The organism is Ekhidna sp. (assembly GCF_965221965.1).
Lineage (GTDB): Bacteria > Bacteroidota > Bacteroidia > Cytophagales > Cyclobacteriaceae > Ekhidna.
Window position 1 is genome coordinate 3,269,376 of the sequence record NZ_OZ244926.1, and the last position, 24,493, is coordinate 3,293,868.

Consider the following 24,493-nt stretch of genomic DNA (forward strand, 5'->3'; position numbering starts at 1 on the left):
ATGGGGGCTTTTTTGTGCCCAATCAGTATTTTAGTTAAATTCAGGCTACCAAATCACTAATACGCCGATGGGTAAATATCCAGTCTATGCCATTGTTGCTTTAATTTTTATAGGAATCATCAAACTCCTACAGGTTACTGCTTTCGATGCTGAAAAATATTCGAAGAACAGGAAGACCACCTTTTCAAAAGATATCTATAAGCCCTCAAAGAAGGAAGCCGCATCAAGTTCATCCGAAATAACATCGCAACTGCAAGAGAAAACCCCTCCTCCAGTCTTAGACCGAACGGAAGGTGACTCATTGGAAACTGACACATTTGAGCCAGTTGATGAAGCTGATGATATTCAGGTGAACAACGCATTCGATACAAAATCGGAAACCCCTGAAAACAGTGCGACGAATAAACCAACCTCCACCAGGTCATATAGTGGTTTGGCTGAGTTAAAAAATATTTATCTCGCTCCCAAAATTGCCAATTTACCTCCCGGACAATTGCGCGAAGACGTAGTAATAAGGTATTACCGGCATGATCAGGATGGTGACAAAGTTTATTCCTTAAAATCGCTAGGTTATTATATACATGAAAAAGAAGCCACTGAGACGGAGGGCTTGGGAAGCAATGTGATGTACTATGGTGAAAATGTGGCTATTGAGGATATTCAAATTGTAGCCTATACCCTTCTTGAAAACGGAATACCACTTAAATCCATCAAACCGTCAAGTTATAGCTGGAAGGCAAATGCTATTGAGATCGGAACAAACCCGGATATATTAGAAGCTCCTGAGCTGACACCTGAAAGTGTAAAAAAATTTACTAAGTAAAGAGAGAATTAGTTGCTTCCTGATTTTACACATGTAGTAAAAAATTCCTGTCTCCCCCCTGATGAGTTATCTTCTGTTCTAGTTCCTTTTTCCTCAATAGCCCTCATTTCAGCTTCTGTTATATCACATTTTGTAAATGTGTCTTCCTGCCTAAGAATCTGAATATCTTCGTTATCAAACGTTTGAATAATACGACTACATTCAAAGCAGTAACGTGGATCTTCCTCTTCCTTACAAGAGAATAGTATAAGCGCAATCCCAAATAACAGTGTTAATGACTTCTTCATGTTCCAAAACTGGAACAACAACTAATCAAATCCATTTACATATGTTGACAGATTAGCTCTTGCGGAATAGTGCTTTCCTTATTCTACTCAATTGTGTAGGAGTTATTCCCAAAAAATGAGCGATATGATATTGACTGATTAGGTTTTCTAATTCTGGAAATCTAGATCTAAATAAGGAATACCTTTCTTCAGCATGCATCGTTTGAAACTCAAATTCTCTGGCCTCTTTCCCCATGAAAAATAGCTCAGCAAGCTTTCTGCTCCACTGAGCAACTTCCATATTTTTATGGGATAGCTCATCCCATTCTTCAAACTTCCCGACATACATTTTGGCTGGAGTCAATGCTTCTATAGAAACAAGGTTTGGTGTGCTTGAAACCAAAGAAGTAAATGCACCCACAAAAGATATGGGTGTTTTAAAATGAATGGGTGTAAAGAGTGTTTTGACATAATGAGAGCCACGCCCATCAGGTATATACGCTCTAAAAATTCCATCAGTCAGTATTCCAAATTCACTTTCTATGCGCTCCTGTCGGGCGAAAAAATCACCCTTATTAAAAGACCTAAGGGAAAGCATTGGCCTTATATCATCCCATGTTTTTGTTGAAATGGGGCTAACAATATTTAGGTACTCCTTGAGGAATTCCATTCTAATGATATCTCACACTGAACCCAGATGCTTCAACTCCTTTGGGAATGTCCTTGACTAAAATATCTTTAACATGTGCAGCAGGTGGACCTATTGAGCACCATTCCCTGAATTCATTCATCTTGAATTCTTCACCCTCAGCCTCAATCAGCACACTTCCATCCGGTTCATTTCTGACCCAACCTTTAACTCCCAACTCATCTGCTTTTTCCTTAGTTGAAGCTCGAAAAAAAACTCCTTGCACTCTGCCTGTCACTTTAATGCGCAAAGCGATCATATTGATTCTTTTGCCAACCTCTTATGCATTTCTCCAATTTTCATCAAGCCAGCACTGCCATACCATGGGTGTAGCTCCATGACTAACCTGCCTGCTTGAATCGCAGGGTCGGTTTTTGTCAATTCCTCAGCCTCCTCTATTGTTTCAACAGCAAAAATGTAAATGCCTTTAACTTCCCAATCATCAAAAAAAGGTCCTGCTAACACCAGCTTACCCTCCTCAGCCATTCGAGTGATATTATCTAAATGTGCTCGTTGTAGCTCTGCTGCCTCTGTGGAGTCCTGATCTCTGTTGGGGCCGGCTTTTAATAGAGCCATGACATACCTGCGCATGCCATAGTCATCTGCCCCGGTCTCTGCTGCAAGCAATGAATCATATCCGGCTAATGCTGAATTCGCATCAACTGTGTCAACTGACTTGGTTTCATCTTTCGGATTTTGCTCACAAGCAATTATTCCAAGAAATAAGATTGAGATAATAAAAAGGTTCTTCATAGGAGAATTGAGTTTTCTCCTAAGTTCAGCAAATCAGCCCTCTTCTGCAACCACTTCTTTCACTTCCGGCACCATCCGCTTAAGTAGATTTTCAATTCCATTTTTGAGAGTAATAGTAGATGATGGACATCCACTGCATGAACCCTGAAGCGTCACCGTTACAATACCATCTTTATAAGAGGCCAGTTTGATGGCTCCTCCATCCATTTCAACCGCTGGTTTGATATACTCCTCCAGCACTCCTTTTATTTTAGCTTCAGCATCATCTCCGGTTAGCTCTGCGTCAATATCATCAGTGATTTCTTCTGTAAGGATGTCCTTCCCTTCCGTCAAAAAATCTTTAATAAACTGTTGGACTTTAGCCTTCACCTCAAACCACTCGGTTTCTTCCTTCTTAGTTACAGTGATGAAGTTGCTCATATAAAACACTCCTGTAACAAAGTCGAATTCTTCAAAAAGAGCTTTTGCCAATGGTGCTTCCTTGGTGCTCTCTACATTCGGAAAATCTCTGCTCACCCCTTCAGGCATCAACATAAAGTTGGCTACAAACTTCAAGGAGTTTGGGTTGGGATTGGATTCTGTATAAATATTGACCACTTTGGGTGCCTCAGTCATCTGCATAGTTTGTACGTTTAGCAATACAATTACAAAGTTCGTAGAAAAGTTCGAAACAAGCTGAGGGATAGTCGTATCATAGTTACCATACTTCTAGAATCGTTTTTTATCACCCTAAATCACAATGTTATGGTAACCAGAAAAATTCAAATAGGTATAATGGCAGCAATCATCACGCTAGCTCTTGGACTATCCGTTTATGTTTCTTACCTGATGCTAGGATAACTCTTCATGTTCCAGTCCACCTTCAGTTTTTGAGATCAGTGTTGCAACTGTGGCATCACCAGTCACGTTCACCACAGTCCTACACATATCCAAAAATCTGTCAACCGGGAAAATGATTGCTACCCAAGCAGGATTTAACCCTACGGATTGTAGCACCACGATCATCATGATCAAACCTGCGCTAGGAACGGCTGCCGCACCAATGGAAGCCAAAGAAGCAGTAAGCACGATTGTGAGTTGCTGTGCAATGCTCAGATCAATAAAGTGAAGCTGCGCCATAAATATCACTGCTACTGCCTGGTGAAGGCTAGTGCCATCCATATTAACTGTAGCTCCAATGGGTAGGACGAAGCTGGAAATCTTTTTCGGAACACCCATTCCCTTCTCCACACACTCCATCGTGACTGGAAGAGTAGCCGCACTGGAGCTGGTAGAAAAAGCCAGAAACTGGGCCGGGCTCATTTGCTTAAAAAACTCTTTGTAGGAAAACCCGGAAACCATGACCTTCAAAATCATAGGATACATTATGAAAATCACAAAGAATAAGCCGCCAAGTAATGTCAGCGAATAGGATCCAAGCCCCAGGAATATCTCAAAAACTTCTGCGGGTGTATCTGCCATTTTAGCCACTACCCCAGCCAAAAGCGCGAAGACAAAGAATGGAGCTGCCTTCATTACTATGTCCACCATCTTCAGAAAAACGGAATTAATACCTTCCACGAAAGAGATCACTGGAGCTACAGTTTCATTAGGCAGCAAAACAATAGTCACTCCAAAGAAAATAGCAAAGAATATCACTTGGAGCATCAGTTGATTATTGGAAATGGAAAGAATGATGTTTTCCGGAACCATATCCACCACAAACTGCAACGGTGAACTTTCCTTTGCTTCCTCAGCCCGGGCCATTTTATCTTCGAGATCCATACGCTCCTTTTCAGTCATACCACGATCTGCCTGGGCATCTGTCAAATATTGACTGTATTGTGGATCCGACAAAAATGACTTGCCATCTCGTGGAAGACCCATGTCATTATCCTGCAGCCATACTTCATAAGAAAGCCGGTTTTTGATGCGTTGAGTCTCATCAATGTGTGATCCGGGTTTCACCACATTGACAAACAACAGACCAACTCCAATAGCCAAAAAGGTGGTGATCATATATGCAGTCACGGTCTTGGCGCCAAGTCTTCCAAGGCTTGAAACGTCGCTCAATCCTGAGATGCCATTGATGATGGAGAACAGCACAAGCGGGACAGCAATGAACTTAAGCAAACGAATAAAGATGGTGCCGAATGGATCAATCCAGTTGATCGTAAACTCATTCCAACCGAGGTAGCTTGAGGTGAATGCCCAGATAGTCCCAAGGATTAAACCAATTACAATTTTTGTATGCAGGGGTAATTTTTTCTTCACGTTCCTAGTCATTTACATGCTCTTTCAAAACTTTTTCATCAATGGCATTTTCTGTTGCTGCCACCACAACCGACACAGTTGCATCACCGCTGATATTGACCATGGTCCGAACCATATCAAGAATTCTTTCTGGAGCCATAATGAGTGCAATGCCAGCCGCAGGGATGCCTACTGCTTCCAATACAATCACCAGCATCACAAGACCTGCTCCGGGAACACCTGCCGTGCCAACTGCAGCAAGTGTAGCTGTTAAGACAATGGTCAATTGAGAGGTTAATGATAAATCCAAACCAAGCGCCTGAGCAATGAATATGGCCGAAACGCCCTGATAAAGACTCGTGCCATTCATGTTAATGGTTGCACCGAGGGGCAAAACGAAGCTGCTAACCTCTTCAGAAACACCCAGATGCTTTTCTACACGATCCATTGTAACCGGTAGTGTAGCAGTACTGGAGCTGGTACTGAAACCCAAAAGCATGGCTGGCCTCATCCCTTTAAAGAAATCCAGCACATTGATTTTTGTAAATGATCTGAGGAGCAACGGATAGATCACTGCCATCATGATCATCATGCCTCCAATGACCGTAAGTGAATACCACAGCAGCGCATAGAGAAGCTCCCAAGCTTTGGTTGGATCATCGCCGGCTATTTCAATCATCAGCGAGGCAATCAGCCCAAAGACTCCATAAGGGGCAATAAGCATAATGAATTCCACTACCTTGACAATCACATCGTTAAGGCCATCAAAAAATGCGATAACAGGTTTGCTTTTTTCTTTAGGCACTTTCAGCATAGCTATGCCAATAATGATCGCAAAGAAAACCACCTGAAGCATAGCTCCATTATTTGTGGTAGCCATAAAAATATTATCCGGAACCATATCGACCAGTGGCTGCAAAGGTCCTCTGGTCTTCACCTGCTCGGCGAAATCGATTTTACCTGAAGCATTGGAGTTATAAAGCTCCATCAGGTTTGTACGTGTTTCTTCGGGCAACTTGTGTCCAGGTTTCACGATTGCAACAATAGACAAACCTATGCTGATGGAAATGACTGTGGTCACGATAAAAATCAACAGGGTTTTCCCTCCCATGCGTGTGAGCTTGGAGATATCACCAATGTTTGCCACACCAATGATAAGTGATGCCAGCACTAATGGAACTGCAATCATTTTCAACCCTCGGATGAAGATCGTTCCAATGGGCTTAATATAGTCAATGGTAAATTGTGACAGGGAGGGGAACTGTATGCACATCATACCAAACCCAAGACCCAGTGCCATTCCAATCAATATTTTGGTGTGGAGGGGTAACCTTTTAATCATTTGAAATTGTTGGTTTCAAGAATTAATCAATGTTGTATTAGCCTCGCAATATATTGGTTTGAGCTAATAAACAGAAATCGACCATCACCAAAGCCGACATTGCTTCCACAATCGGTACTGCACGAGGAACCACACATGGATCATGTCGCCCTTTTCCTTTTGCTGTGGCCTCATTCCCATCCTTATCGATGGAGGACTGATCTTGCATGATTGTGGCTACAGGCTTAAAAGCGACGTTGAAATAAATATCTTCTCCATTTGAAATCCCACCCTGAATACCGCCGGAGTGGTTGGTTTTTGTTCTGACTTGTCCATCCTTGCTCTCTATGATATCATTATGCTCAGAGCCTTTCATTTTCACACCTTCAAATCCACTCCCTAACTCAAATCCTTTCACTGCATTGATGGACAGCATCGCATGTCCGAGGGCAGCATTAAGCTTATCAAAGAGTGGTTCGCCCAGACCAACAGGAACGTCCGAGATAACACCTGTGACAACACCACCAATCGTATCTCTATCTTTTCTGATTTGGTCTATCAGCTCAAACATCTGCTTCGCTATTTGACTATCAGGGCATCTCACTTCATTGGAGTCAGTTTGAGACAAATCCAGCTCACTGTAGCTCTTTTCTACCTTCAAATCTCCTACCTGTGAGACGTATGCCTGACACTTTACTCCCAGCTGACGAAGCACTAGCTTGGCAATTGCTCCCGCAGCGACCCAGCCTGCGGTAATTCTTGCAGAGCTCCTGCCCCCTCCCCGGTAGTCCCGGATGCCATACTTTTTTTGGTAAGTGAAGTCCGCGTGGGAAGGGCGATAAATATCTTTGATGTGATCGTAATCCTTGCTTTTCTGATCCTGATTCCTGATCAAAATTGTAATGGGTGCACCTGTTGATTTTCCTTCAAAAACACCGGAGAAAAATTCAAACCCATCTGCTTCTTTTCGCTGGGTGGTGATTCGGGATTGTCCGGGCTTCCTTCTATCCAGCTCTGATTGGATAAAACCTGTGTCCAATTCTATCCCTGCAGGGCAGCCATCAATGATCACACCCACACCTGTTCCATGCGACTCACCAAATGAGGTGATCTTAAAAATGTTTCCGAGTGTATTTCCCATGCAATTATGCTGTCTTTTTGAAGAGCAGATAAGCTGTGAAGCCCAATATTAACGCGATAAAGATATTAACTATGACGGTAACCCAATCATTGCCATCAATAGAGGAGAGGTCATTGTCTGCATTTGCGATCTCATCATAAAAATCACCCAAATCATTTGATGCAATGGAAAGGTTTTTCCTACTCTCTCCTGTCACCTTTATGGAGTAATTAGAGGAGAGTGTGTCATAGGAATCTGTGCTTGGATTGAAAAATACCCATGAGAAAAAATCTGATAATTTGTAGTCTCCCGGTTCATTCGGAATAGCATAGAAATCGTAACTTTTTACTCCCCGTACTTTACCGCTCGCTCTGTTTATTCGCTGAGTGACATTTGGTGCATAAAAATCAAAGACATCATTTTCGGGTGGATTTGGAGCTTCGATCGAGCTTATATTTCCTTCCCCCACTATGTCAAATCCGTAATTAAAGCTCTGGCCAGTAGCCAATTCCTGAGTGCTTATTTTTTCATCCAGTGAATAGTTACCAACGGCCACTTGTTCCTTGAGTGGGTGCGGGGGTAAATCCACCACCTTTACAGTTTTTGGCTTTGAGTAGAATGTCTCATAATCCTCCTGCCGATTTCTCCCAAAGAAAGAAGGGTTCTTTGCCACCTTATACTTGATCATTTTCAGACCGACAGACGGAAACTTTATATCCTGTAAAGTGAGCGGATAATAGGCAGTCTGATAGATTTTATAGCGCGTGTAATTTCGGTTGTTGATAGTTACAGGCTCACCCGAAATCTGATCAATACTGAAATTTTCCTCCCAGCAATTGGGTGGTTTGACGGTTTTTACGATCTCGGTTATTTGATTAGCCAAATCATAAAACCGCATCTCCGCACGGTTCGCTTCCGCCACATAAAAGGCCAAAGTCGCCGTAAACCCTTCACCTACATACACCTCATCCTTATCCATGGTCAGCGCTACAAAAGCATCAGCTTTTATATCAACAAATTCTTCAGGCTCAGACCTGTTTCCAAACATGTCCTCAAAAGGATCACGACCAAATGGGCTTTGACGTGCCTGTCGCTGGACAGCATCTCCCACCACGATTTGAGTACCCTCAGACTTCACTTCCTTTCCATTGATGGTCATGAAAAAAGGCTCCAGCAAAAAAGTGCCTTTTTCGGTGGCTTGATAATTTTGGGTGAGTCCCTGGGTAGAGGACATCCTTCCATTGATATAATTGGTTGTAGTGGAAGACGAAGTGCCTCTTTTTATAAATCCCTCAATATCAGGAAAGTCGCTGTATTGTTTGAGACGATCGTTCTCCACCTGGATGGTAATAGTGAAATATTGGTTGATTCCTATCTCATTTTTACCTAAATTAATGGATACATCTTGAGACAGAATATTTGTGGCAGATACTAAGATTATCGCACAACCAATCAAGATCTTGTTCGTTAATTTCATGTGTGTTGTTTTTCAATGCATTCGGTCTTCTTCACGAAGGCTAACACTAAAGCAACCGCAGATTTATTTACTCAAACTAAATGTTAAAGTTAAACAACCATCAAACCGGAACGCCAAATTTAAGGTGAGGGTTTGATCATTAACAATTATTCACATGTTAGAGTACTTCAAAACTATTTTATCGAAAGTAAGCTTTGATAAGCGGCTATTCGAGAAGGAATTGAAGAAGGCAATCAAAGCCCTGATTCCGGATGAAGTCGTGCTACTCAAAGAGTGGTGTTACCGTAAATTTGGCAGGCAGTATCAGCCGATATTAGCATCCTGCTTTGCATAAAATAAAAGCCCCGATTCTTTCCGAACCGGGGCTTTCTTTTTTAAAATTCATTTATTTCTTGCTTCTAAACCGCTTGAGGATTTCTTTCATGTGATCACCAGCTGCTTCTCGCCCTCCCAAACCGTAAGAAAGTGCTACTGCAACCGCTATCGCTCCAAGGGTCAACCCAAATGCCAACTCAACAATACTGTTGGCAATTCCCATCGTTCGAAGAGCTATGGCCAGGAATAAACCAATAATAGCAACACGGGCGATTCCGGCGACAAATGTATTTTCTCCTGAGTTATTCATTGACTTGTAAATAATGGAGCCAAGAAAGTTGCCCATAACAAGTATGATCAAGCCGAAAAGTACATTTCCGGAAAGGTTTAGAATCGTATGTAAAACTTCTGCTAACCGATCAAGTCCCAGCATTTCCACGCCAGAAATCACACCAAAGAACACCATGAAGAAGAAAATAATATTAGCTACAATGGTGGATAGTTTTTGCTTTCCAAGAACAGACTTGAGCTGAAGACGATCGATAAGATTATCAAGACCTACATTGGCTAGCAAGTCTTTAACGAAGGAAGTAATGAATCTTCCTCCCACCACGAATATTGAAATAATCAAAATAGCTCCGATGATATTTGGAACTGAATCCAGCATTTCATGCAACACATTGTTAGCCGGAGTTGTGATTGCATCCAGCTCCAAAGCGTTTAACCCCTGAATAATAAATGGGATCAAAACGATGATGAAAATCACCTGCTGAATGAAGTATACCAGCTTATCAGTCTCCTTAAAGCCTATTTTGTTTGCCAGTCTGTCGATGACACTTCCTGCCATCTTTACGATGTTGGAGAGAAACTTCGCAACGATATACCCAACAAAGAAGGTAATAATGCTGACAATAATCTTTGGAATGAACTCTATGAATCCGTGATACATCCCTTTGATTGGATCCAGTATGTAGCTCACACCCAGTATTTCCAGCACCACCAACAGGATGATGAACATCAGAATGTAGTACACGAAGTTGGCGATGAATTTATTGGTGTCTACAATCGTATTACCCAGCAATCGTTCATCCCATTCCGTTTTCTTCATGAGACCATGGACAATTCGCCTTACGAGTAAGGCAAGTAGCCAGCCAATAATAAAGACGATGACAGCACCCAGCACTCCGGGTAATGATTCATTAACGGTGTTTACCAGGTTTTCTAAATATTCAGGCATATCCATAGGTTAGATAGGTTTTGTTAAAAATAATCTTCTCTTAATCCAAATATAAGGATTTTCGTAACCTGTCTAACCTAAAAGATTTGCTAGTCCATTATTCGCCCATCCTCCAGTTGAATGACACGAGACCCATACTCAGCAAATTTTTCATTGTGAGTTACCTGAACGATGGTCATGCCGTCTTTATGAAGCTTTTTCAAAATATCCATTACTTCCTCACCTTGCGATGAATGCAAATTTCCTGTTGGCTCATCTGCCAATAGCAGCTTTGGCTTACCTATGATCGCTCTCACTACACCAACCAATTGTTGCTGTCCTCCTGAGAGCTGCTCCGGGAACAAATCTTTTTTCGCAACCATATTGAATTGATCCAGCATTTCCGCAATCATACTGGCTCGCTCCTTTCCTTTGATCCCCCGGTATATCAGTGGTGTTTCGATGTTTTCATAAACAGTCAGCTCATCAATGAGGTGATAAGCCTGAAAAATAAAGCCGATATGTTCTTTGTGTATTCTGGAAATGCGCTTTTCACGGAGCTTGTGAACAGGCTCATCCATGAAATAGTACTCTCCTTCTGAAGGTTTATCCAGCATGCCAATGATATTTAGCATGGTGGATTTTCCTGATCCTGATGGACCCATTATACTTACAAATTCACCTTCATTAATCTCCAAGTCAACGCCTTTCAAGATGAAAGTTCGTTGGTATTTGGATTCTATGAACTTGCTTACGTCTTGTAGTTTTATCATGTCCTTGAATTTTTGACCAGCTAAACCTAACGAATCCCGCTATTTTTTGATGCATTTTATCATAAAACAACCTATAAAAGTTCATTGGCAAGGTTTGCCAACTCAGACCGCTCGCCTTTCTCAAGGGTGATATGCGCGAACATCGGGTGATCCTTTATTCGATCTATCAAATAGGAAAGACCATTCGATTGAGAATCAAGGTACGGCGTATCTATCTGATAAATATCCCCGGTAAAAATGATCTTCGTATTCTCTCCGGCTCTTGTGATAATCGTTTTCACCTCATGTGGTGTGAGGTTTTGGGCCTCATCCACAATGAAGAAAATATTAGACAAACTTCTGCCACGGATATATGCCAGTGGTGTAATCATCAGTTTCTCCTGATTCACCATATCAGTGATGCGGGTAAACTCCTTGTCGTTTTCTTTGAACTGGTGCTGAATGTATTTCAAGTTGTCCCAAAGGGGCTCCATGTATGGATTCAGCTTGGATTTGATATCACCTGGTAAGTATCCAATGTCTTTATTACTCAATGGAACAATTGGACGTGCCAGGTAAATCTGCTTAAAATTTCTCCGTTGTTCCAAAGCTGAAGCTAGAGCTAAAAGCGTTTTTCCAGTTCCCGCCACTCCATTAATACTTACCAGTCTAATCTCCGGATTTAGCATCGCATGCATGGCAAAGGTTTGCTCAGCATTCTTCGGTTTAATCCCATAAACCATTTGTTTATCCACCTTCTCTACCGTGTCCTCAGTAGGGTTGTAATACCCCAATACGGAGTTTTTTTCGCTCTTCAGGATGAAGTAGTTATTGGCTGGAAATTTCTTCCGTTTCAAGACCTTCTTCCGATCGATCACATTGTTTTTGAACAGCTCGTCAATATGTTCTGAGTTGATATCGTCAAGCTCCGTCTTACCAGTGGTTAGGGTATTAACATTTTTGATTTTACCCGTCTCATAATCTTCAGCAGGCAGCTGTAGGGATTTGGCTTTGAGGCGCAGGTTAATGTCTTTCGAGACCAGTGTCACCTTTCTTTTTGGCTCCTGCTCTTTGATGGTAAGTGCCGCATTTAAGATTCTATGGTCATTTTTACCGTCATTGAAAATCTGAGTAGCATCTAATGTACTATCGGAATCCATGATCACTTTAAAGCAACCTTTGGTCTTGCCATTTAGCGGAATCCAGTCCTGCAAGCTATAATCCTTTGCTAAGCGATCAAGCAATCGAATAAACTCCCGTGCTTCAAAATTTTTGGTGTCATTTCCTTTTTTGAACTGATCCAGCTCTTCCAAAACGGTAATAGGAATTCCTACATCGTGTTCGGCGAAATTGAGAATGGAATCATGGGAATAAAGAATTACTGAAGTGTCAAGTACAAAGATTTTCTTCTGCTTGGTGCTTTTTGCCATGCGTCGGGTGGTTTACAATTCTTCCGAAAAGGATTGACTGTAATATTGGAGATTCGGCTGAAAAAAAGAAAAGAAACGTGAGGAATTTGATGAAAATTATTCAGCTGGCATAAAGATGTCCCCATCTTTTTTTGGTTCAATTTTTAAAGCGCCGGATAAAGCCAAATGAATTAACTTATTAGAAGCAAGCTTTTTATTAAGTCCGCTTAGTTTGGCATACTCCACAAGCGTGATGCCGCTATTGTTCTCAAAATATTTAAAAAGCTGCCGTGTCTTCTCTTCAAACTCTATGGGTTGATGTGCTTTCTTACTTCGCTTTAATATCTGCCTTACCTCATAGCTAGCCTGTATAGACTGGTCTTCCGAGCGAACAAATGCTTTTCCATACCTGTGTTTTTTCTCCAGGAAAGCAAAATGTGGTTTGTCCTTGCTCTCAAAAATGTGGTAATGGAGAATTTCAACATCTTCTTTAACCTGTAAAATCTCAACCGTAAATTGAACCAATGGACGACATAATTCATTGATCGCTTTTGTAAGCACATATTCCTCATCTTCCGGATATTTTAGTCCGGCAAGTGTGCCGTTATCGTCTACGCCCACAAAGAGATGCCCGCCGGTGCTGTTGGCAAAAGCCACCACCTCACGAATGATTTTCTCCGGATGGTTTGCTTTCTTTTTAAACTCAACAAACTGTCCCTCTCCTCCACGAATTAATTTAAGTGCTGTTTTAACTTGCTCATTCATCGTCCCCCATCTCAGGCATGTTGAACATGCTGGTAAATAAATCCTTAAACTGCATTCCTTGCTGCAACTGATGCTTACTCAGCATGCTATATTCTGCTAATCCAAATAACGCGAATTCCATCAAAAAGTACTTAAACCCTTCGTGAGAAGTTTTCTGATACTTATCAATCAGCTTCTCTAATCCAGGTATGCTTTTCAGCTCTTTCCGGTATTCCTTTTCAGAAGCGTAAAAGGTGAGGTCCACCATGTTTCCTTTTTCAAACCACTCTTTAATGGGCTCATATGGATTGCCTTTCTCTTTCTTTCGCTCTTTTTCGGGATCAGGAAAGTAACTGATGAACTGGGACCTTATGGCTTTCCCAACAAGGTTGTTAGCAACGATACCGGGCCCTTCCTGCTCCCCTTCGTATACCAGCTCTACCTTCCCGGTAATTGCCGGGATCACACCTATAAAATCAGTGAGACGAACGCTGGTTTTTTCTTCGCCACTCATCAACATGCGACGCTCGCAGGCGCTAACCAGGTTTTCATAAGCTGAGATGGTCAAGCGGGCTGAGACGCCACTTTTTGCATCAACATATTCACTATCACGAGCCTCCATCGCAATTTGCTCGATCAGATCTTTGGCCAAATCATATATCTCGACCGCATCTTGTTGCTCTTTAGCCAATGCCGCCTCTTGGTTTGTGATCTTTTTACCAATCTCTATCGAGGAAGGATAGTGCGTAATGATTTGACTATCGATTCGATCTTTGAGAGGCGTAACGATCGAACCTCTATTGGTATAATCTTCCGGGTTGGCAGTGAATACAAACTGAACATCCAACGGCATACGAAGCTTAAATCCACGAATTTGAATATCGCCTTCCTGAAGAATATTAAAAAGTGCCACCTGGATTCTTGCCTGTAGATCAGGCAGCTCATTGATTACGAAAATTCCTCGGTGAGATCTGGGCACCAGACCAAAATGGATAACACGCTCGTCTGAATAAGGAAGCTTGAGACTGGCGGCCTTAATCGGATCAACATCTCCAATCAGGTCAGCGATAGTCACGTCCGGAGTTGCAAGCTTTTCAGTATATCGATCATCGCGATGCATCCAGCCAACGGAGGTCTTATCGCCAAGCTCCTCCACCTTTTCTCTCGCAAATTTTGAAATAGGATTTAGCGGATCATCATTTAGTGGTGCCCCATTAATCACCGGAATGTACTCGTCAAGTAATCCAGTCATCATTCGCGCCATTCGCGTTTTTGCCTGACCTCTCAATCCTAAAAAATTGATGTTGTGTCGTGACAAAATCGCTCTCTCCACATCCGGAATGACTGAATCCTCATACCCCCAGATGCCTTCAAATACGTTCCTTCCCTCTTTCTTTGCTTTGATCAAATTAGCTCGGAGTTCTTCCTTGATTGACTGAGGCTCGTATCCTGAATCTTTCAGTTCTCCGAGCGTGGTGATTTTCAACTTCTGCTCTGTAGATAAGTTTCTATAGTTCATTAATGCTCGTGATTAAATTGACTGACCGCTTAAAGGTTTTTTCTTCTGTTTCTCCTGTAATCCTCAAAAATCAGATTGCCTAACCCCTGCAGGCTGCTGTAGTATGCATTGCCATTATTGACCTCAGTAAATTCCTGCACAAACTGCTGAAGATAGGGATCTGATGCAATCATGAATGTGGTGATAGGTATGTTGATCCTGCGACACTGCGCAGCAAGGTTCATCGTTTTATTTAAAATTTTAGGATCAAGACCGAAGCTGTTCTTATAATATTTAATTCCTTCTTTCAGACAAGTAGGCTTTCCATCCGTGATCATAAAAATCTGCTTGTTTTTATTCTTTCTTCGCCTCAAAAGATCCATAGCCAATTCCAAACCAGCTACCGTATTCGTATGATAGGGACCTACGTTCAAATAGGGTAAATCCTTGACTTCAATTTGCCAGGCATCATTGCCAAACACGATGACATCCAAAGTGTCTTTTGGATATTTTCTTTTCACCAGCTCTGCCAAGGCCATTGCTACCTTCTTGGCAGGTGTAATTCGATCCTCTCCATACAATATCATCGAGTGACTGATATCGATCATCAGGACGGTAGAGGTCTGAGTTTTGTATTCTCGCTCACGGATTTCCAGGTCATTCTCCGTCAGCATCAAGTCGTTCAACCCATGGTTAATCTGAGCATTGCGCAAACTCTCCGTCATTTCAATCTGCTCCAGAGAATCACCAAATTGGAACTCACGGTAGTCTGAAGTGATCTCATCTCCTGCTCCGGTATGATTTGTTTTATGGCTGCCCCTCCCTGACTTTTTAAGTTTGCCAAAGATTTCTTCAAGGGCACTCTTTCTGATCTCCTGTTCGCTCTTGGCTGTGATCCGGAATTCACCCTTATCGTTTTTATCATCGATATACCCTTTACTTCTCAGGTCGTCAATAAAATCTCCTATTCCATACTCAGCATTTGAAATGCCGTGCTCTCTGTCCAAATTGGTGAGCCAGCTTAGTGCCTCGTTTACATCTCCGGAGGTAATGACCAGCAGCTGTAGAAAAATATTCAACAAATTGTCGAACGTATTTTGCTCAGGATTTTTCTCAGGGATGAATTCAGTAAATCGGTATCCGATCATAGCATTAACTTAACTAAAATCGTCTAAGAATGATTTCATCGAATGATGAAATGAGAATTTTTTCCCTTAAATTAACGTTAGAATATCACTTAGTTATGCCCGGAAGAAGACCCATATTCGCATCATTAGTATCCAATTTGATTTGGGGAACCCGGGACTTTTTGTTCAAAGCAACGCTGGAGCCCGCCTCTCCTGAAAAGCGAAAAGCTAAAGAGGCTAAGAAGGCTGCAAAGAAAAAGAAAGAAAATAATTAGTTATTTCTTTGGCATAGTCCTGAAGATCACATCCCAGAAAGGGGAAGAAACACCAAACGCATTTCCCGGATCTTTGTAGTGGTGAATGCCATGATGCACCCATAGTACCTTCCAGAAATTTTTTGGTGGCTGAAATGCATGCACCATATAGTGCACCCATAAATAAGCAGCATACCCTATCAGGAAGCCCGGCAAGAAACCGAATACATTCGCGCCCATAAAAAGCCTGAACAAGAAGAAAAATCCGGTAGCTAATGCCAGACTTAAAGGAATTGGCATGGCTAATCGATCCTTGTCTTTCGGATAATCGTGATGCACGCCATGCACAGTGTAGGCGAATTTTTCCCTTTTCTCTGTGGTAGGAGTCAGGTGAAAAACAAATCGGTGCATCAGATACTCTACCAGAGTGAAAGACATAAAGCCTCCAATGAATAAAAGTAGCGCACTCAGTGTTGTAAGATATGATTCCTGGAAACCATAAATTAACAACCCTGTGGAGATGATCGAAAACACAACCAAAGGGATTGCGATATGCGTTCGAGTTAACTTCTCAAGAAACTTATTCTTGAAAAGTGCTTTCGTTCCTTTTGCGTGTGGTTTATTCTTTAGTTCCATTGCTTCGTTTTATTGAGGGCAAAATTAGGAAAAAGAAACCCTAATTTTTCACAAACTCTCTGATAATGACTTTTTATGTTTCTCTAAAACGGATTGATAATAGGCTTCATATTTCGGAAGAATATTATTTACATCAAATTCTTTGGCCCGTGCAAGTGCTCCTTTCTTGAAACTCTCCAGATTTTTATTGTCCAGAATATGAATCGCACGCTTTACCATTGTATCAATATCTCCCACGTCACAGACATAGCCTGAGTATCCTTCCTTATTTAATTCCGGAAGACCTCCTGCATTCGTAGAAATAACAGGGACTTCACAAGCCATAGCTTCCAAAGCTGCCAACCCAAAACTTTCCTTTTCAGACGTCATCAGGAACAGATCACTTACAGAGAGTACTTCCTCCACTGCTTCAAGCTTGCCAAGAAAGCGGATGTCTTCCGTGCAAATCTCACGAGCCATATCTTCCATCTTCTTTCTCTCCGGACCATCTCCGATCAACAATAGTTTAGATGGCACTACTTTCCGAACCTCGCAAAAAACTTTCAAGACATCATCCACTCGCTTTACCTTCCTGAAATTGGATGTATGAACGACTAATTTCTCATCATTCGGACAAATTGCTTTTTTGAAGTGTTCCTTAGGTTGCTTCTTGAATCGCTCCAGGTCAATAAAGTTTGGAATCACTTCTATCGGCACAGAAATATCAAAGTGATCCAGCGTATCCTTTTTTAAATCCTCAGAAACTGCGGTCACTCCGTCCGATTCATTGATGGAGAATGTTACGACAGGTTCATTGGTAGCATCTTTTCCTACGATCGTGATATCCGTACCATGTAAAGTGGTGATGAAAGGAATTTCATAACCCTTGGTTTTAAGAATTTGCTGAGCCATATATGCTGCGGAGGCATGAGGCACAGCATAATGTACATGCAAAAGGTCCAGCTTCTCGTTTAATGCTACATCCACCATTTTACTGGCAAGTGCCAACTCGTAAGGAGCATATTGGAATAAAGGGTATGATTTAACGCTTACCTCGTGGTAATACAAATTGGGATTGAAGAAATCAAGCCTGGTAGGTTGTGAATAGGTAATGAAGTGAATTTCATGACCTTTTTTTGCCAGCGCCTTTCCAAGCTCTGTGGCTACCACTCCACTTCCACCATACGTGGGATAACATACTATTCCTACCTTCATTTTGTTAGGCTATTTTCTTCAAGATTTTTAAACTGACAGAGTGGACTTTTAGTTTCATTCCATGTTTTGGAGCGACTGATAAATCACATCATGAATATGTGTTCGGGTATTCAGCGTGCTTAATTTCCAGTTATCTGCGTCCGGATATATTCTATTGGAAAGAAAAACGTAGATCAAATCATACTCAGGGTCCGCCCAAACCATGGTGCCGGTGAAACCTGTATGACCAAAGCTTTCATCACTCGCCAGGGAAGAGGCAGCATTCTTTTCTCCCCCTTTTTTATCCCATCCAAGTCCCCTGCGGTTATTATCGAAATAACGGATATTTAGTGAGTTGAGGGTTTCTTTGGACAAATAATGGCGACCCCCGTAATAACCTCCATTGAGAAACATCGACATCATCTTTGCTAAATCACTGGCCGTAGAAAATAGTCCCGCATGCCCCGCAACACCTCCGAAAACGAGTGCATTTCGATCATGTACCTCTCCCCACACCTGGTAGTTGCGATAGCGTTGGTCGTACTCTGTAGGTGCAATTTTTTGTGGAGAAATTCCATTTCTGATGGGATTGAAAGTTGTGCTTTTCAAGCCCATAGGCAGGTAAAAATTTTCTTTAAGGAACTGATCAAATGGCTCTCCCGATACCTCTTCTATCAAAAGGTGCAAAATCATAAACCCCAGATCACTGTAATTATACGCATGCGGATTCTCTATCAGATTTGACTTGACAATAAAGCTCTTTAATGAATCAAGCATGCTGGGGTGGGGTTCCAGTCCATAGGTTCTGATGTCTCTGGCCTCATCCTCCGGTGTTTTGTAGTAAAAGGCATCCAGCCGATCCCCGTCCATCATCATGCTCCAAAATGGTACGTATGATCGCAGACCTGCATTGTGAGCCAGCAACTGTCGAAGTGTGACCGACGACTTGTTGGATTTTTCAAAAATGGATAGGTGTTGGCTTAAGGTATCATCAAGATTGATCTTCCCCTGCTCTATGAGTAATGCAATTGCAGGAAGGGTGGCAGCCACCTTTGTCACCGATGCAATATCGTAAACGGTCTCGTCAGTCACTGCATGCATACTATCGTACGTATAGTAGCCATACCCTTTCTCGAAAACAACATCCCCTCTCTTCACAACTGCCAACTGCATGCCTGGGGTAGCAAATTTTTTGATTGCATCTGCAGCAAGGGAATCGATCCATCGAAGATGACTTGAGTTGATACCGGCAATTTCAGCATCGGAATAGCCGAGAAATCGAAGATTATCCACCTGCCTGGCTGATGGGTGCCTGCTTCTTCCTGTAATTTCCTCTGCCCCGAAAAGCTTCTTAGCAATGATTACATCCTCACCCTGAATGGATACCTCCGGCAAACTAAGAGATGTATGATTAGCGTACCGCTGGCCTACCTGGATAACAATATCCTCCTCCTCTATTTCGCCATTGTGATTTCGTGCATCAACGATACAGGGCACGCCCGCAATACGATAGTCCAAAACTTGCAGGTATTGAGCCAATCGATTTTTAAGCTGAATGTCAAGACCCAGATAGGTAACAACTTCTCCTTGAATAGGAAAGGTGTTATTTGGATCTATGGCCACTACTCCGGCACTAAAAACTGCCCCTGCCAATGATTTTGGTAGCTCAAAGGCTGGCATAAATGCTGCCTGCTTAGCTTCTCTAAGTTGGGAATAGAAAGACTCCTGTCTGGCGCTTTCGAGCTTTTCACTCCACCTGTTTAGCTTCCTGGTATTTTCATCCTGATCAGCCAACCATATGGTAGGGCACGATTCTGTTTTTGATTCGTATTCTTTTTTTGAGCTTGGTATTGATCTGGATAGTGAAGACTGATGCAGAAAATAAAATGGTGAGTGCTCATTCGCTTGCTTGATCACCTCCAATTCAAATCCGGAAAATAAAGATGTGTCCGGAAGCACCATGTAAGTTACTCCGAATGTTCGGCCAAAGCTTTCCAGGAATCTGAAATAATCTTTTTTTAAACCCTTATCCGAAATGGCTGCAAGGGTAGTGAGCGAGGGAAGAGCAACACCATCTTTTGGAAGTGGATCGAAAAATTCATCTAACTGTAAGGCAACATAATAATTCTCATCTTCCAAAAACTGGCCTACGTAACCTGACCATTGCTTAAAATAGATGGTTGATTTTTTCTTGTGGCCGATGGATTTGTAAAAGGAATCACCATCAATCCACACCTCTTCTTTTACCTCATCATCAGACGCAAAGACGGATGTGCCTATTAAGGCAAATACTATTAAGAGATAGTCTCTCATAAACGGCAATTAATCTTAAATTTGAACAATTTTTCGAACATGTCGTGTTCAATAACAGAACATTCGACCAATAATGATACCCAATGCGATTTCCATCCCTTTTTCGTCTACCAAAACACCAACAATTTCGAATACAACCACGGTATTACGACCCGGTGAAAGATGAAATTAAGGAAAGAACCGAGCGCATCAAGGAAGAAATGGAAGGAAAAGATGCTGGCGATTACCGTCCTTCCCGTATTGAATTTAAGCGAAAAGCTAAATCAGCCCCTGCCACTTCCATGCTTCAGTTAGGAATAGCGGCGCTTTTGGGAGTGATGGTTTTAGGATGGCTCCAATTTGGTAATGAAATCTTCTATTACCTTCTGTGGATCGCTTTGCCGGTTTATTTACTCTACAGATTAAAAACATTAAGAAGGCGTAAATGAGTGATGTCATTCACTTATTGCCCGATAGCATTGCCAACCAGATTGCCGCTGGTGAGGTGGTGCAGCGTCCTGCCTCCGTGGTAAAAGAGATGCTGGAAAACAGCGTGGATGCGGGAGCGACCTCCATCAAGCTTATCGTCAAAGAAGCGGGAAAATCCTTAATTCAAGTAGTGGACAATGGGTGTGGCATGAGCGGAACGGATGCGCGCATGAGTTTTGAGCGTCACGCGACTTCCAAAATCCGAACCTCCGACGATCTATTCAAAATCAAAACGCTGGGTTTCCGGGGTGAAGCAATGGCCTCCATCGCGGCAGTCGCCCAAGTGGAACTCAAAACCCGGCAAGAAGAAGATGAGCTGGGGACGCAATTGATCATTGAATCCTCAGAGGTAAAAAGTCAAGAGCCAATTGCGTACAATCAGGGCACATCGATTTGCGTTAAGAATCTTTTTTACAATGTGCCGGCACGGAGAAATTTTCTGAAATCAAACCCTGTCGAATTACGCCATATCAACGATGAATTTCAGCGGGTGGCACTTGCTAATCCGGAAGTAGCTTTTTCCATGGTACAAAATGACCTGGAAACCTATAAACTGGATTCCGGCAAGTTGAGCAAACGCATTGTGCAGCTTTTTGGAAAAAATTATCAGCAACAGCTAGTGCCCTGCAGTGAGGAAACCGATTTGGTGAAAGTAACCGGTTATGTAGGAAAACCAGAGAATGCGAAGAAAACCCGGGGCGAGCAGTTCTTTTTCATCAATAATCGCTTCATCAAAAACGCATACTTAAATCATGCGGTGACCCGTGCTTATGAGGGGTTGCTCAAAGAAGATTACTTCCCTTTCTATGTATTGTTCATTGAAATTGATCCCGTACATGTCGATATCAATGTTCACCCCACAAAAACGGAAGTCAAGTTTGATGATGACCGGATGCTTTACGGTGTGATAAACTCGGCTGTACGTCAGGCGCTCGCTTCTTTCAACGTCACTCCTTCCTTGGATTTTTCAGCAGATGTGAGCTTTGAACATCTGAATATCCAGCGAGAAAGCCAGTCGATATCGAATAAAAAAGATCGGGATTACAGTTCTTTCAAATCGCTGGAAAGCAATCAAGAGCGTCTGGATAAGCTCAATGAACTTTATGCTTCTGCTTCTCAGGAAGAGATTGCCACTATTGAGGAAGCGGAAAAAGAGCGAGTGGTGCAAACCACTTTCAGTAGCTCTATGAATCAGCCTACAGATCAGGAAGAAAAAAAGCCAACTTATCACCTCCACGGACGTTATTTGCTTCGTCAGGTGAAGAGTGGGATGGTGGTCCTCGATAAAGTATCTGCACTGGAGCGAATCCTATTTGAGCAGTACCGGAAGTCCATCAAAAGTGGAACCGGCACCTCACAGTCGTGCATGTTTCCGCAGCAGGTTGCTTTGAATCCATCCGATTTTGCATTGACGATGGAGCTGAAAGAAGAAATCAATCAGCTGGGTTTCGAGTTTGAACAGATGGGTGAACGCATGATCGTGATACAGGGCATTCCATCGGAGCTGGCTCCCTGCAACGAAAAAGAGGTGTTTGAAGGTCTAATAGAGCAGTATAAGTTTAATGCGGAGAAGTTGGACCTTCCAAAGAAAGAAAGCCTGGCAAGGGCGTTGGCCAAGCGAACAGCGGGTAGCCGATGCAACAAATTGAAAGAGGAAGAGATGGATCACCTGATGGATCGACTCTTCGCCTGCGAGCAACCAAATTATACTCCGGATGGCAATCCTACGTATGTTTTGGTTAGCTTAGAGCAAATAAATGAATGGTTTAAAAGAAGCTAAATAGAACGTGTTTAGAAGACTCACTCCCGTCGCAAAAAATATTCTGATCATCAATGTGGCAATTTTGCTGCTGTCTTCGCTTTTAAGACTTCCTCTTAATGAGTGGTTTGGGCTAAGGGTGGTCTATTCGTCTGAGTTTGCACCTTACCAGTTTCTCACCTACATGTGGCTGCACGGTGGTATGTGGCACCTGTTTGGCAACATGATTGCTGTTTTGGTGTTTGCTCCCATGCTGGAAATGGTCTGGGGTTCTAAACGCTTTTTGATCTTCTACCTGGTTTGTGGTATAGGCGCAGGAGTGCTTTACGGGGTGGTAGATGCAGCAGAAAAGCTCCCACTAAAAAATGCTGCTGAAGCCTACATTGAAAATCCAAGTCCGGAGGCCTTTGAGCAATTCATTATTGAAAACAAATCATTTATTAACGTTGCTAGAGGTGGCGAACTGCTGGATCTCTATTACGATAACCCAGCATATGAACCTGAGACTGTAGCTGCGGTAAAAAGCATTTACAATGGCGTGATTACCAAGGGTACAATGGTCGGAGCTTCAGGAGCTGTATTCGGGATTCTATTTGCGTTTGCATTTCTGTTTCCGAACACGGAACTCTTTCTTCTCTTTCCGCCAATCCCTATCAAGGCCAAATACCTCGTGTTCTTCTACGGGATGTATGAGCTTTATGCAGAGTTTAATCGGATGCCCGGAGATAACGTGGCGCACCTTGCCCATTTGAGTGGAATGCTAATTGCATTTATTTTGTTGAAAATCTGGAAAAACGATACCCGAAGATTTTACTAGACGATGAACGGAGGAATTAAAGAAGAATTTAGCAACGCCTGGAGCAAGCCGAACAATGCGGTCGTTCAGATCATTCTGATCAACCTGATCATCTTTGTTGCGGCTCGTGTTTTCAAAGTATTCTTTGATCTAAGCGGAGCTACGGATACTTTTTTCTGGATTTTCAGAAAACTTCAACTTCCTGCTGATGTTGGCACCCTACTTCTGCAGCCCTGGAGTTTGGTCACCTACTTCTTTACTCATTTTGATTTCTTCCACATCCTTTTCAATATGCTTTTCCTGTTTTGGTTTGGACGCATCATTCAGGAGTTTCTGAATAGCAAGAGGGTGATTTCACTCTATGTTTTGGGTGGCCTAACTGGTGGATTATTGTACATATTCATTTACAATTTCCTTCCATTTTATGCAGATCGTGTCGCCGAATCGATGATGCTTGGTGCATCAGCCGGGGTTTTTGCTATTGTTGTGGGTGCGGCAGTGTTTATGCCTAATTATACATTCTTCTTGATTTTTATTGGACCCGTTAAGATCAAATACATCGCCATCTTCTATGTGTTTATGTCCTTTATTGGAACGACGGGGGCGAATGCCGGAGGAGAAATTGCTCACCTGGGAGGAGCATTTGTAGGATGGCTGTACATCTCTCAGCTCAACAAAGGTTCTGATATCGGGGGTTGGGTCATTAGCTTCATCCATTTTGTCAAAAGCTTATTTAAACCTCAGCCCAAAATCAAAGTGACTCATCGAGGTGGGAATAGACGGCCATCCGGTTCAGATGGAAAATCAAGTGCCTCTTCCTCAGCAGATAAAACGCCACAGTCTGAGATTGATGCGATCCTGGACAAGATCTCAGAGTCCGGATATGAAAGCCTCACGAAAGACGAGAAGCAAAAGCTTTTCAACGCAAGCAAGAAGTAGCACGAGATTTGCTAGCTAATTGGCTATATAAAGCTAAAAGCTATGAGCAAATACTTATTGATTTTTCCTTTGCTACTGGTGTTGAGTTGCAAAGAGGACACACCGACTTCCGATGACTTATTGAGTCAGATGAACAGCATCAATGATGAAATAGAAGCACTTATCGTTAACTCCTGTGAGTCATCCGACCATTGCGTTGCTACTCCTGTAGGCGTCAAGCCTTGTGGTGGGCCGACAAAGTTTATTGTTCACTCCAGTGAAACTGATCAACAAAAGCTTGATGCCCTCATTGAGAAATACAACGATCTGAATTCGAAATACAATGAGGTAAACAACCTCGGTTCTGATTGTTCTGTCGTTACCGCTCCAGAGATGGATTGCGTATCAGGAAATTGTCAGGAAATTGAATCTTAA

At 42.4% G+C, this 24,493-nt stretch carries 26 protein-coding genes; 8 read left to right on the forward strand and 18 right to left on the reverse strand.

Annotated features, from left to right (window positions below; all coding sequences use genetic code 11):
- The first annotated feature begins 67 nt into the window (after window positions 1-67).
- Entirely contained in the window at window positions 68-823 is a 756-nt protein-coding gene (locus tag ACOQON_RS15405) for a hypothetical protein (protein ID WP_420576313.1), read from the forward strand.
- An 8-nt stretch (window positions 824-831) separates the two neighbouring features.
- On the opposite strand, the gene ACOQON_RS15410 is transcribed toward ACOQON_RS15405, so the two are convergent.
- The 9 genes from ACOQON_RS15410 to ACOQON_RS15450 form a co-directional block, all read right to left on the reverse strand.
- Window positions 832-1,110 carry a hypothetical protein gene (locus ACOQON_RS15410; RefSeq protein WP_420576314.1) on the reverse strand — a complete coding sequence of 93 codons (279 nt, stop codon included), beginning with the start codon at window positions 1,108-1,110 and terminating at the stop codon, window positions 832-834.
- Between the two features lie 52 nt (window positions 1,111-1,162).
- Window positions 1,163-1,759, reverse strand: coding sequence for a Crp/Fnr family transcriptional regulator (locus ACOQON_RS15415; protein WP_420576315.1), 597 nt, complete (start codon window positions 1,757-1,759; stop codon window positions 1,163-1,165).
- Between the two features lies 1 nt (window position 1,760).
- Window positions 1,761-2,036, reverse strand: a complete 276-nt coding sequence (locus ACOQON_RS15420) for an acylphosphatase (protein ID WP_420576316.1) — start codon at window positions 2,034-2,036, stop codon at window positions 1,761-1,763.
- Window positions 2,033-2,530 (reverse strand): YciI family protein, encoded by a 498-nt coding sequence (locus ACOQON_RS15425; RefSeq protein WP_420576317.1) that lies wholly within the window; start codon window positions 2,528-2,530, stop codon window positions 2,033-2,035. The genes ACOQON_RS15420 and ACOQON_RS15425 overlap by 4 nt, the downstream gene beginning before the upstream one ends.
- Before the next feature lie 33 nt (window positions 2,531-2,563).
- Window positions 2,564-3,151 carry a NifU family protein gene (locus ACOQON_RS15430; protein WP_420576318.1) on the reverse strand — a complete coding sequence of 196 codons (588 nt, stop codon included), beginning with the start codon at window positions 3,149-3,151 and terminating at the stop codon, window positions 2,564-2,566.
- 210 nt (window positions 3,152-3,361) lie between these two features.
- Complete coding sequence (locus tag ACOQON_RS15435) at window positions 3,362-4,783, reverse strand: dicarboxylate/amino acid:cation symporter (RefSeq protein WP_420576319.1); 1,422 nt, start codon at window positions 4,781-4,783, stop codon at window positions 3,362-3,364.
- Between the two features lie 4 nt (window positions 4,784-4,787).
- Window positions 4,788-6,104, reverse strand: a complete 1,317-nt coding sequence (locus ACOQON_RS15440; protein ID WP_420576320.1) for a dicarboxylate/amino acid:cation symporter — start codon at window positions 6,102-6,104, stop codon at window positions 4,788-4,790.
- Between the two features lie 37 nt (window positions 6,105-6,141).
- Complete coding sequence (gene aroC / locus ACOQON_RS15445; RefSeq protein WP_420576321.1) at window positions 6,142-7,224, reverse strand: chorismate synthase; 1,083 nt, start codon at window positions 7,222-7,224, stop codon at window positions 6,142-6,144.
- A 4-nt stretch (window positions 7,225-7,228) separates the two neighbouring features.
- Window positions 7,229-8,680 carry a BatD family protein gene (locus ACOQON_RS15450; protein WP_420576322.1) on the reverse strand — a complete coding sequence of 484 codons (1,452 nt, stop codon included), beginning with the start codon at window positions 8,678-8,680 and terminating at the stop codon, window positions 7,229-7,231.
- 154 nt (window positions 8,681-8,834) lie between these two features.
- Between ACOQON_RS15450 and ACOQON_RS15455 the strand changes: the two genes are divergently transcribed.
- A complete protein-coding gene (locus ACOQON_RS15455) occupies window positions 8,835-9,014 on the forward strand; it encodes a hypothetical protein (RefSeq protein WP_420576323.1) in 180 nt (59 codons plus the stop codon).
- 51 nt (window positions 9,015-9,065) lie between these two features.
- On the opposite strand, the gene ACOQON_RS15460 is transcribed toward ACOQON_RS15455, so the two are convergent.
- The 6 genes from ACOQON_RS15460 to ACOQON_RS15485 all read right to left on the reverse strand — a co-directional run bounded on the left by ACOQON_RS15460 (window position 9,066) and on the right by ACOQON_RS15485 (window position 15,762).
- Window positions 9,066-10,232 (reverse strand): mechanosensitive ion channel, encoded by a 1,167-nt coding sequence (locus ACOQON_RS15460; RefSeq protein WP_420576324.1) that lies wholly within the window; start codon window positions 10,230-10,232, stop codon window positions 9,066-9,068.
- A gap of 89 nt (window positions 10,233-10,321) precedes the next feature.
- Window positions 10,322-10,984 carry an ABC transporter ATP-binding protein gene (locus tag ACOQON_RS15465; RefSeq protein ID WP_420576325.1) on the reverse strand — a complete coding sequence of 221 codons (663 nt, stop codon included), beginning with the start codon at window positions 10,982-10,984 and terminating at the stop codon, window positions 10,322-10,324.
- A 71-nt stretch (window positions 10,985-11,055) separates the two neighbouring features.
- A complete protein-coding gene (locus ACOQON_RS15470) occupies window positions 11,056-12,393 on the reverse strand; it encodes a PhoH family protein (protein WP_420576326.1) in 1,338 nt (445 codons plus the stop codon).
- Window positions 12,394-12,489: 96 nt separating this feature from the next.
- Complete coding sequence (locus ACOQON_RS15475) at window positions 12,490-13,137, reverse strand: helix-turn-helix domain-containing protein (protein WP_420576327.1); 648 nt, start codon at window positions 13,135-13,137, stop codon at window positions 12,490-12,492.
- Window positions 13,130-14,635: a sigma 54-interacting transcriptional regulator gene (locus tag ACOQON_RS15480; protein WP_420576328.1), complete on the reverse strand. Its 1,506-nt coding sequence runs from the start codon at window positions 14,633-14,635 to the stop codon at window positions 13,130-13,132. Before ACOQON_RS15480 ends, ACOQON_RS15475 begins: the two co-directional genes overlap by 8 nt.
- Window positions 14,636-14,664: 29 nt before the next feature.
- A complete protein-coding gene (locus tag ACOQON_RS15485; protein WP_420576329.1) occupies window positions 14,665-15,762 on the reverse strand; it encodes a vWA domain-containing protein in 1,098 nt (365 codons plus the stop codon).
- 29 nt (window positions 15,763-15,791) lie between these two features.
- On the opposite strand from ACOQON_RS15485, the gene ACOQON_RS15490 reads away from it, so the two are divergent.
- Window positions 15,792-16,016, forward strand: a complete 225-nt coding sequence (locus ACOQON_RS15490; protein WP_420576330.1) for a hypothetical protein — start codon at window positions 15,792-15,794, stop codon at window positions 16,014-16,016.
- Here the strand turns inward: ACOQON_RS15490 and ACOQON_RS15495 are convergent, their stop codons facing one another.
- Genes ACOQON_RS15495 through ACOQON_RS15505 form a run of 3 tightly spaced genes read right to left on the reverse strand, consistent with a single transcriptional unit; the run spans window position 16,017 to window position 20,117 of the window.
- Window positions 16,017-16,631 carry a sterol desaturase family protein gene (locus ACOQON_RS15495; RefSeq protein WP_420576331.1) on the reverse strand — a complete coding sequence of 205 codons (615 nt, stop codon included), beginning with the start codon at window positions 16,629-16,631 and terminating at the stop codon, window positions 16,017-16,019. It lies immediately after the preceding gene.
- Window positions 16,632-16,679: 48 nt separating this feature from the next.
- On the reverse strand, window positions 16,680-17,825 hold the full coding sequence (gene bshA, locus ACOQON_RS15500; RefSeq protein WP_420576332.1) for an N-acetyl-alpha-D-glucosaminyl L-malate synthase BshA: 1,146 nt from the start codon (window positions 17,823-17,825) through the stop codon (window positions 16,680-16,682).
- Window positions 17,826-17,879: 54 nt separating this feature from the next.
- Entirely contained in the window at window positions 17,880-20,117 is a 2,238-nt protein-coding gene (locus tag ACOQON_RS15505; RefSeq protein ID WP_420576333.1) for a serine hydrolase domain-containing protein, read from the reverse strand.
- An 83-nt stretch (window positions 20,118-20,200) separates the two neighbouring features.
- Between ACOQON_RS15505 and ACOQON_RS15510 the strand changes: the two genes are divergently transcribed.
- From ACOQON_RS15510 to ACOQON_RS15530, 5 genes are read left to right on the forward strand one after another with little or no spacing between them, the layout of a single operon-like run.
- Window positions 20,201-20,545: a hypothetical protein gene (locus tag ACOQON_RS15510; protein WP_420576334.1), complete on the forward strand. Its 345-nt coding sequence runs from the start codon at window positions 20,201-20,203 to the stop codon at window positions 20,543-20,545.
- A complete protein-coding gene (mutL, locus tag ACOQON_RS15515) occupies window positions 20,542-22,365 on the forward strand; it encodes a DNA mismatch repair endonuclease MutL (protein WP_420576335.1) in 1,824 nt (607 codons plus the stop codon). The genes ACOQON_RS15510 and mutL overlap by 4 nt, the downstream gene beginning before the upstream one ends.
- 7 nt (window positions 22,366-22,372) lie before the next feature.
- Entirely contained in the window at window positions 22,373-23,161 is a 789-nt protein-coding gene (locus ACOQON_RS15520; protein ID WP_420576336.1) for a rhomboid family intramembrane serine protease, read from the forward strand.
- 3 nt (window positions 23,162-23,164) lie between these two features.
- Entirely contained in the window at window positions 23,165-24,079 is a 915-nt protein-coding gene (locus ACOQON_RS15525) for a rhomboid family intramembrane serine protease (RefSeq protein ID WP_420576337.1), read from the forward strand.
- A gap of 42 nt (window positions 24,080-24,121) precedes the next feature.
- Entirely contained in the window at window positions 24,122-24,493 is a 372-nt protein-coding gene (locus tag ACOQON_RS15530) for a hypothetical protein (RefSeq protein ID WP_420576338.1), read from the forward strand.